Below are 8,903 nucleotides of genomic sequence, written 5' to 3'. Positions count from 1 at the left end.
TGTTCGTGTTTTACAGGTTTCCAATCAAATACCCGACTAAAGTCGAACAATTTGTCTTCTGCACAAAGTTTGATCAATTCTGGCCTCGGTCTGGCCATCATGATATGCAACTGAGATGAGTAAATAGAACCGGAAGAGATTCCTCTGAAGGTATATTCCTGAAGCTGGCTAACCCGGTTCCTTAATTCCAAATATTTCAAATTGCATTCGTGTTCAAAGTATTCTTTTGATTCAGAAACTTTACCTTGATAATCTGCAAAATAGTCTTGTGCGAACTTGTGTAGGTCGTCAATGTTTTTTCCACTTGTCGCCAAGTTTTCCCATACACGTTGATTACCATCTTCTTCAATGTCTTTTATCAACTGAAACGCACGATACAGTTTCTTGCTATTTTCCGAGCGATAAAGTGCAACCAGGTATTTGAGCTCATCATCCGACAGTTCCTTGTCAATTTTCTTTAACAAGGATTCAGAATCATCGAGAAATTTTGCTGTTTCACGCAAACGTTTTCGATCAAGATTAGTCAATTGAATTAAAAAATTTTGAACAAGATTTTTCCAGTCCTTGTTTGAAGCATTTCTTTGCTTTGCGGGTATAGGTAGCGGCTGTGAAAGCAATAGCATGTATGTGAACGCATTCCGGTTGGTAGCTGAATATTTTTCTCTGTTGCCATATTGAGCAATAGAAAAAAGAGGACTATTCAATTTGTATTCGCGCAGCAGATCTGCACGTGTAGCGTTTGTTAAGGCAGGGATAATTTCCTGAGGACGGGCGATCTGCCATTCAGAGTACGTTTTGAGCAAATCTTCTATATACGCTTTAGCAGACTTTTTTTGATCCATATTCAGTTTCACTGCAATCTTTTCAGCTTCATCACAACTAAAATTGGAAAAATCGTAACAAGACATGACATACAGCCCATAGGCCTTTACCAAATCTGGCTCTGTTCCTATGCCCTCGTAATAAAACCGGGCAAGTGTGGGAAAACTATAGCGTTCTTTTTGCTCAAAAGCTCTTTTGGCAAAAAAGAACGCTTTAGAATAATCAGTATATATTTCGTTTTTGCTTGAATAAATGTTCGACAAAGAATTGGAAGAATACGCATGACCAAGATTGGACGCCTCCTCATACAGCACTATTGCCTTGGCAACATCCGATTTTTTTCCATGAGCCCCACCAGGTTGTATGTATCGACGTGCTTTTTCTCCAAGTGCTTGAGGATATTTGTTATTCAAAGCTTTTTCCAGTATTTCATCTGCAAGAACTTCATTACGCAACTTTTGATTTCCTGATCGGGAGAATATTCTGTACATGATCATCATGGCCTCAGAATTTCCCTTATTGGCCAAGGGCTTCAGAATCTCCAGGGCAATTTCTTCATCAGCATACGACAAGGCCTGTCGTGCTTTGAGAATAAGTTGTGCGTCTGCCTCTGCTGCACATATTGACGGCACCATGCAGCAGTTCAAAGCTGTTACAAAACTCAAAAAAATAAATTTTTTGCTGATAAAGAAATTTTGGATTCGCACTACAATCCTCTGGCAATAAAAATATGGTGGGCAGTCTTTTCTATAACGAAAACGACATATGAATTTTGTGTAGAACAAAGATGCAAACTCGCATTGAGCGAACATATTAACTCAACAAGACCCTGCTGGTTATATCCCCTGAATTTACACCTGATGCAATGCATGTCCTGAAATCCAAGTCTGAGTAGAATAGGTCGCGTCGCAGGTCGTTCTTAGCCAGGTACTTCGCATAAGCCTGACAGAAAGCAATAGTTTTCGCTTGTTGCCTCTGTTCACGAATAGCCCGAGCCGCGCGTGATAATATTCCCCTTACTTGTTCAGCCAGGAGTAAATATGCGCGTCATCCAATTACCTGCTTTTTCAAATTTATTTGCAGCTTCATTTTCATCTCTGCTTATAATCAGTTTCAGCACACTGATCACGGCTTGCATGCATGTCGATATCACAGACAAACAATACATACGCCCTGACAGTGCGACTGGCTATAAGCTCAAGCAAAAATTGACGCAGGACGATATACAAAAAATCAATCCGTCGGTGCAGCTCAGGGATGAAACTGTCATCGCCACCGACCAGACCAAACTGGAAGGTTTGGCATTCCAGCAAAATGCCAGCAAAGTCACGGTGCTGTATTTTGGTGGCAATCTCTCGCATGTAGAAGACTCGCTGCCCTTCATGTTGAAGACCATAGGCAGTTGCAATGTCAATCTGGTGAGTTTTGATTATCGTGGCTATGGCCGCACGGCTGGTGTGCCTGACATTAACAATATGCAGGAAGATGCCTTGAAAATTTATGATGCCATGCGCGCAAAAACCACCGGCAAGCTGGTGGTGCATGGGCATTCCATGGGGAGTTTTGCCACTGGCTTTATTGCTGAAAAACGTCAGCCCGACGGCATCATCCTGGAAACCACGGCCAGCAATGTCAGGGACATGGTGGCGCTGTCCACGCCCTGGTATGCCAAGCCTTTTGTCAGCGTCAATATCCAGGATAGTTTGCAGCAGGTGGACAACATCAGGGCGATGTCAAACTACCATGGCCCGGCATTGGTGCTGACGGCAGAAAAAGATAAGCAAACCCCGGCAGAACTTGGGCAGAAAGTCTATGAAGCGATTCCATCCAAAGCCAAACGCCAGTTGTTCATCAAGGATGCCGGACACAGCGGCTTGCTGAGACGTGAAGATGTCCAAAAAGCGTATTGCGAATACATACAGCAAGTCAGTTTATAGGGAACTAAGCTTTATTTCAGATTCGCCAGATACATGGCGAGCGCCTGTATTTCTGCCTCTTTCAAACCTGCGGTACTGGCGCTCATGGGTTCGTAGATACGTTCGCCTGTCCGGTCGCGATAACGTTTGATGCTTGTTTTCAGGTAGTCAATTTGCTGGCCTGCCAGTCTGGGTGTGCTCTCATTACCTTGAGCATGCCCGGCATGGCATACGGCACAACGGGCGGTGTATAGTGCCTGCCCTGTCAGTGATGTTTCCTTGCCTGCCGGTTCTACTGTTTTGCTGGCATAAAAGAGCGCGACATTGATGCGCTCTTCTTCTGTCAACAGCTTCATCAAGCCTTCCATGAATTTTTCTTGCCGCTGGCCGCGGGAAAATTTATCTATTTGCGTCAGCAAGTAACTGGAGTTTTGCCCAGCCAGATTCGGCACATCGCCCTTGACGCTGCTGCCATTGACGCCATGACAGACATCACAGAAGAAAGTGACTTTCTTGGCGGCGGTGATGGAGGCACTGGTAGCGGCATTATCTGCCAACACCTTTTTCATACGTCCGTCCAAAGGCGAAACCTGGGCCTGGCTCTGGGATGCCATGCCAAGCAGGGAGGCCACAAGAACCAGGTACATGCCAAAACGGGTGGGTAACACCATCATTGCCTCCGGGGACATAAGGTCAGCGCGGGCGGTGCCTGAACAGGCGAGCGCAATGCAAATATTCTATAAGTCTGTTTGTGTAAGAAAAGACAAATGCATGTGAAATTGATTTACATCAATGGCCGGAGATGTTGGTTTTGCAGAGCAAATTATCAATAAAACGACGATAATTTCGCAATTTCTCTCGTGAATTGTCGAGAAACCGCAAGGGAAGTAGGGGATTCGGGGTATAATCCTATTGCAAAAGAATTCTCATCTTCTGATAAATCGCAGTATTTCTGACGAAGTGTTTCTTATATTAGCGCTGAGTAGCGTTCTGGTAACACGCTGCTACAGACTTGCTTTACCTTGCACTAATTACTGGCCTTTAGCATATTCTTCTGGTTGGTATCCAAGCACTGTGTTGATGTGATGGCAAAGCCATCTGTGCACAGCCTCTTTCAACACTCACACTCTTTTCGTCTTACCGTATCAGGCGATCAACAGTGAGTTCACCGTAATCCCTTGCAGATGATTATGTGATCGTCTGCCATCAGTGGCGCAGTCTGTGTACAGTGTCACGCCCTACTATAAAGATGAAAAAACCATGGCAAAAGAAGAACTGTTGGAAATGAGTGGTCAAGTTGAAGAAGTGCTGCCCGATTCACGTTTTCGTGTGAATCTGGAAAACGGTCACAAACTGATCGCTTACACGTCCGGCAAAATGCGTCAGCATCATATACGCATACTCGCCGGTGACAAGGTGACGCTGGAGTTGTCGCCTTATGATTTGAGCAAGGGCAGAATTACTTTCCGCCATATTGAAACACGTGGGCCATCTGGTGGTGGTCAACAGCGTCGCCGTTACTGATCATTGCTGACTTAGCAAATAGAGCAGATGTGAAATTTATGGGGCATTGGCCCCATATTTTTTTCTTACTCCTGATTTATTCTATCGCACGCATTTCATCTATCAAACTGGCGCTGTACCCAGTTGCGCACACCATCCAGGCTGCGAAACTCTGCCACTGACCGACAGGCAATCCGGGGATGCCGGACTTGCAGCATGTTCGACAAAGCCGAACCTGGCCCTAGTTCCAATACACACCGAATTCCATTTTCTGCCAATGCATCCATACAGGCATGCCAGTGTATGGTCTGCGTCATTTGTGCCAGCAAGCTGCTGCGTATGTTGGCAGGCTGGCTGATTTTTTCGGCATTGATGCCTGCCAGTACAGGAATATCTGTTGTGCACACTGGCGTGTCATCAAGCAGCTGGGCAAAGCCAGGTGCAGCAGCTTGCATCAAGGGTGTATGTGAAGCGATATGTACGGCGACTTCTGTACAGGTAATATCATGTCCTGGCAGGCTGGCCAGTTTTGGTATTGCAGCACTCATCTTGCTTGCCAGGCCAGCGAGAATGACTTTGTTGTCAGCGTTGATGATGGCGACATGCAAATCATGACCGACGGTGAATCGCTGGAGATCAGCAAGGACAGCACCAGACACTGCCAGCATGCGCTGCGGCATGTGCACACATGCCTGCATCAGGGCAGCGCGGGCAGTGGCGACGTGCATTGCAGCTTGCACTTCTATGCTGCCACTGACAGCGTGTGCGGCGATCTCGCCTATGCTGTATCCGGCAATCAAGTCTGGTGTGGGTATATCATCCCGCAGTGCCAGCCAGTTGGCCAGCGTCGCTGCAATAATCAAAGGCTGGGCATAGCGATTTTCAAACAGAAGATCAGGCGATGAAAGTGCATCTGCCAGCGTATGTTGCTCTATGCTTTGCCTCAACGCCTCTTGCACGAAACTGGCAGCTTGCCCGTGCTGATTTGCCAGCGCAAACATGTGCGCAGATTGTGCACCCTGCCCTGGACAAAGCAGGGCAAATTTATTCATGATTTCCCGTTGTAGAAAATTCCTTGATGCAGCAATGTACAAAGCAAGTGGCTGCCAGCAGGTCTGCTGCGCCGCCTGGGGACAAGCTGCGTGCGATAAATTGTTGATGACAGTTTTCAGCCATGCTCAACCATTGCTGATGAGCAGTGCCGCCCTGCTTCATAAACTGCTGTGCCGCATCCCTGGCATAGGTGATGCCTGCTACACCACCACGGTGATACAGATTGGTGTCACTGATATGTGCCATCAGCGTAAAGAAACTATCAACCTGCGCCTGATACAGGCTGCGGCCTTCACGCAAACTTTGTTCAAGACGTGGCAGAGCCAGTTCAAAGACAGATGGGAAACCCAGCGCTGCCTCTTCCCGAGCACCACTGGCGGCATATTGTCTTGCTGCCTGCAAGCCATTACTCAGGTCTTGCGCATCTGCTGGGGTGCTATGTGCAAGCAGTGCCAGGCCCCATTGCGAGGCTATAGCTAGCCGCAAATTTGCAGCATTCAATGCCTGCCCATGCGAAATACAATAGCCTACCGCAGCACTCAACATACCCACAGCAAAGATGGCACCACGATGTGTATTGATGCCTCTGCTCGCAGTTAACATGCGCTTTTCTGCTGCCATGCCTAGTTGTTTTAATACATGGAAGCCAGCGTCATTTGCACCTGCATTGGCAATGTCTCTGAAGTAATGACGCAATGAAAACAGGCTGCGCATGAAGCAGGCTGCATCCATATCATCATGGCTGCCATTGTCGCGCAAGGATACCAGGCCAGGCTTGGGATACAAGACCAGCTCGGCATGCAGGCTGCGCACTGCCAGTCGGGCAATTTGCTGCGCTCTCTGTTTTTGGTGGTGTGGATGGGGGACGGTTCGTGGCTGAGGCAGGCACAAATCAGTTATCCCTTGTGGACTGTAACAGTTGAAAACAGAGTGCCTTACGCTTGCGCGAGGATCATGGCTGCGTTGCAAATGCTCGCGATGGTCCACTAGCATGGCAATTCACCCTCCGGCAAAAGATCAAGCAGGCTTTGCCTGGTGCGCAGGCTGACGCCATGCATGTCTTTGACCATCACACGCTGCTGGTTAAAGTCTTGCCCTGCATGGGCAGCTTGTATCCATTCTTTCCAGGCAACTGCCGCCTCACCGGGGAACACAATTTCGCCATCGATGGGCAAGGTTTGCTGCTCATGCAGCAAAGCCAGGCCTGCGCGTAGCTGAGCCTGTTGATAAGGGCGGAACAGGATGTCGATATCTGAAGTCGCGTTCAGGTAATCTTGCCCGGTTAAAAATTGCATGGCAACAGATCCATACACGCGCAGTTTGATACCCGCCATCAATGCGTGCTGGTGCAGGCTTTGTAAACCTGCCTGCCATGCAGGCGGAACGACGGCAACGACAGTATGCAAGGACAAGGCAGACTGATGGAGAGCGATATGCTCTGCCTTCACCCTGGCGGCAAAGCGCAGCTTGTTGCCAGCGACAGGTGGCAGTGGAAAACCTATGCACACCTCATCTTCTGCAGCATCAGGCTGACGGCGTGTGACTACGGCTGGCCATTCTTCTTGCTGCCATTGCCTGAGCAATTCGGGCGCCGTGGACGTGCACAAGATTCCCGCCCAGGCTTCTTCAGAAAGCCAGACCAGATCATGTCTTTGATATTGCACGATACTCTCCATGCCTTACTCTACTTGCGCTGTTTGCGCCGCTTGTAACATCACCGCATCTATCACTTGCTGCGACTTGCGGCGGCCACCGCGTTGCTGGCCAAGTTCACTGCGCTGGTCGCGGGCATCGGCCTGCAACAGGGCATCACGCAAGCACTGCGCGAGATCACCATCCCATATTGCCTGCACTCCGCCCATGCGTTCATAGTTTTTGGGGCCGGGCGCGAATACGGGATTATGCAATGCCAGTGCAGTCAGCTTTTCTTCTGCCACCTTGGTGATGCGTGCCATGGCGGGCAAGCCCATAACGCGTATGGTCGCGCCTGGCAAGGCATAACAGGCATCAGCCATCATGCCGCTGGTGACGAAGCCGCCAGATAGTGCCTGATCATATACCAGGGCGATGATCTTGTGGCCAGACTGTCTGGCCAGTTCCAGACATTTACCCAGATGCGCCATATAGCTGTTAATGCCCAGCATTTCATCACGGTGACGCAGGCGCTGGCCCTGGGTATCTACCAATAATAGTATCGGCCTTTGCGGATAATCACGCACTGTCGCCAGCACTGCCCTGGCTTGTGCCAGCGCTATCTCCACGCCTATGGGTGTATGGCTGCTGGTGCCAATGACACTGATGCCTTGTCCATCCAGGATCGCAGTGCCAGAGATGAAATCATCAACGATAGTGACCTCATGGCCGTGGGGAAATAATTGCGCCAGCAATTGTCGACTATCCATGTTGGCGCTCCGTCTGCCTGATGCTGGCTGTCAGTTGCAAGAAGGCCTGGGTATCCAGCATGGCAATATCTTCTGGATGTTCTACACCCATCGCGGCCCAGATATCCATGGGGTCGGTCTTGTTGCCAAAATCTTGCAGGCGCGCTGTCAGCATTTCTTGCTCTGCTTCCAGCGCTGCAAGGCTTAGGGCGACTTCGCTTTGTATGCTGTCCTGCATGCCTTGCACTATGGCTGCCTTGAATGCGGCATCATCATCTGCCACCAGCATCTGGCAATCACCGAGCAGGTAGCGATGTTTGCCGCCCGTGGTACGCCACACCAGCGCACGGTCACGCGAATCAAATTCTTCTACGCCGTTAGCGGTCTCTATGACTTCAGGGCCTGACATGGCGAGGCGCGCTTCTTCTGACATGATGATGACATTCGCGCAGCGCGAAACGATGCCCATGCCACCAAAGCAGCCATTACTGCCGCCGATGACGACGATGACAGGTATGCCAGCAGCACGCACGGCCAGCAAGGCGCGCATGACTTCAGACACGGCAATCAAGCCAGCATTGGCTTCATGCAGGCGCACACCGCCTGACTCTGCCAGCAGCACCAGTGCCTGCGGCTTGTGGATGACGGCAGCCCGCATCAGGCCCACCAGCTTCGCGCCATGCACCTCACCGACTGCGCCGCCCATGAAGCCGCCTTCCTGCGCAGCGACATAGACTTGCTTGCCATCGATAGTGCCACGACCGATGATGACGCCATCATCAAACGAGACCGGTGCATTCAGTTGCGGCAGATGCGGGCTGGTCCATTCTTTTGCGGGTGGCAGAAATTCTGTGAAATCGCTGATCAGCGCGGCCACTCTTTGCCTGGCGGTTGCTTCCAGATAGCTGCTCATTTGGCTTGCTCCAGACAGGCTACTATCGCCTGATCCATGCGCAGACTGACAACAGCGGGTGTAGCGCCCATGTCGTTGATGGCGATGTGGCAATCTGCCAGTTGCCAGCGCTGGTTAAAGTCATTCATGACTGCTTGCCAGATCACGCCAAAACCGACTGCGGCTGTGTTGACTTCTATTTCGCAGGCCGATTGCAAATCCAGCGACTGTACCAGTACTTCAAGATTGCCTGAACTGACCACGCCAACCAGTTGCGCCGCAGAGCCCAGCTTACGCTGTCCTTGCTCAAAACGGTATACCAAAGTTTCCATGATG

General features: G+C 49.9%; 10 protein-coding genes. 2 read left to right on the top strand and 8 right to left on the bottom strand.

The window, feature by feature from the left end:
• The coding region (locus Q8K39_RS00250; protein ID WP_305257817.1) for a tetratricopeptide repeat protein at positions 1 to 1,529 on the bottom strand (1,529 nt) is incomplete at its 3' end.
• Positions 1,530 to 1,862: 333 nt separating this feature from the next.
• On the opposite strand from Q8K39_RS00250, the gene Q8K39_RS00245 reads away from it, so the two are divergent.
• Complete coding sequence (locus Q8K39_RS00245; RefSeq protein ID WP_305257816.1) at positions 1,863 to 2,759, top strand: alpha/beta hydrolase; 897 nt, start codon at positions 1,863 to 1,865, stop codon at positions 2,757 to 2,759.
• Between the two features lie 11 nt (positions 2,760 to 2,770).
• Here Q8K39_RS00245 and Q8K39_RS00240 read toward each other — a convergent pair whose 3' ends face one another.
• On the bottom strand, positions 2,771 to 3,412 hold the full coding sequence (locus Q8K39_RS00240; RefSeq protein ID WP_305257815.1) for a c-type cytochrome: 642 nt from the start codon (positions 3,410 to 3,412) through the stop codon (positions 2,771 to 2,773).
• Between the two features lie 586 nt (positions 3,413 to 3,998).
• Here Q8K39_RS00240 and infA point away from each other — a divergent pair.
• Positions 3,999 to 4,262 (top strand): translation initiation factor IF-1, encoded by a 264-nt coding sequence (gene infA / locus Q8K39_RS00235; protein WP_110258049.1) that lies wholly within the window; start codon positions 3,999 to 4,001, stop codon positions 4,260 to 4,262.
• Positions 4,263 to 4,357: 95 nt separating this feature from the next.
• Here the strand turns inward: infA and Q8K39_RS00230 are convergent, their stop codons facing one another.
• The 6 genes from Q8K39_RS00230 to mdcC all read right to left on the bottom strand — a co-directional run bounded on the left by Q8K39_RS00230 (position 4,358) and on the right by mdcC (position 8,899).
• Positions 4,358 to 5,293, bottom strand: a complete 936-nt coding sequence (locus Q8K39_RS00230) for an ACP S-malonyltransferase (RefSeq protein WP_186956687.1) — start codon at positions 5,291 to 5,293, stop codon at positions 4,358 to 4,360.
• On the bottom strand, positions 5,286 to 6,185 hold the full coding sequence (gene mdcB / locus Q8K39_RS00225; protein ID WP_305257814.1) for a triphosphoribosyl-dephospho-CoA synthase MdcB: 900 nt from the start codon (positions 6,183 to 6,185) through the stop codon (positions 5,286 to 5,288). Before mdcB ends, Q8K39_RS00230 begins: the two co-directional genes overlap by 8 nt.
• Before the next feature lie 95 nt (positions 6,186 to 6,280).
• A complete protein-coding gene (mdcG, locus tag Q8K39_RS00220; RefSeq protein WP_305257813.1) occupies positions 6,281 to 6,958 on the bottom strand; it encodes a malonate decarboxylase holo-[acyl-carrier-protein] synthase in 678 nt (225 codons plus the stop codon).
• Between the two features lie 15 nt (positions 6,959 to 6,973).
• Complete coding sequence (gene mdcE, locus Q8K39_RS00215) at positions 6,974 to 7,696, bottom strand: biotin-independent malonate decarboxylase subunit gamma (RefSeq protein ID WP_305257812.1); 723 nt, start codon at positions 7,694 to 7,696, stop codon at positions 6,974 to 6,976.
• Positions 7,689 to 8,588, bottom strand: coding sequence for a biotin-independent malonate decarboxylase subunit beta (locus tag Q8K39_RS00210; protein WP_305257811.1), 900 nt, complete (start codon positions 8,586 to 8,588; stop codon positions 7,689 to 7,691). The genes mdcE and Q8K39_RS00210 overlap by 8 nt, the downstream gene beginning before the upstream one ends.
• Positions 8,585 to 8,899: a malonate decarboxylase acyl carrier protein gene (mdcC, locus tag Q8K39_RS00205; RefSeq protein ID WP_305257810.1), complete on the bottom strand. Its 315-nt coding sequence runs from the start codon at positions 8,897 to 8,899 to the stop codon at positions 8,585 to 8,587. Before mdcC ends, Q8K39_RS00210 begins: the two co-directional genes overlap by 4 nt.
• Positions 8,900 to 8,903 lie beyond the last annotated feature (4 nt).

Origin of the sequence: Undibacterium sp. (assembly GCF_030683615.1) — a bacterium.
GTDB classification, from domain to species: Bacteria; Pseudomonadota; Gammaproteobacteria; order Burkholderiales; family Burkholderiaceae_D; genus Undibacterium; species Undibacterium umbellatum.
Note: the sequence above shows the minus strand (reverse complement) of the source record. Positions and strands in the feature narration are given on the sequence as shown.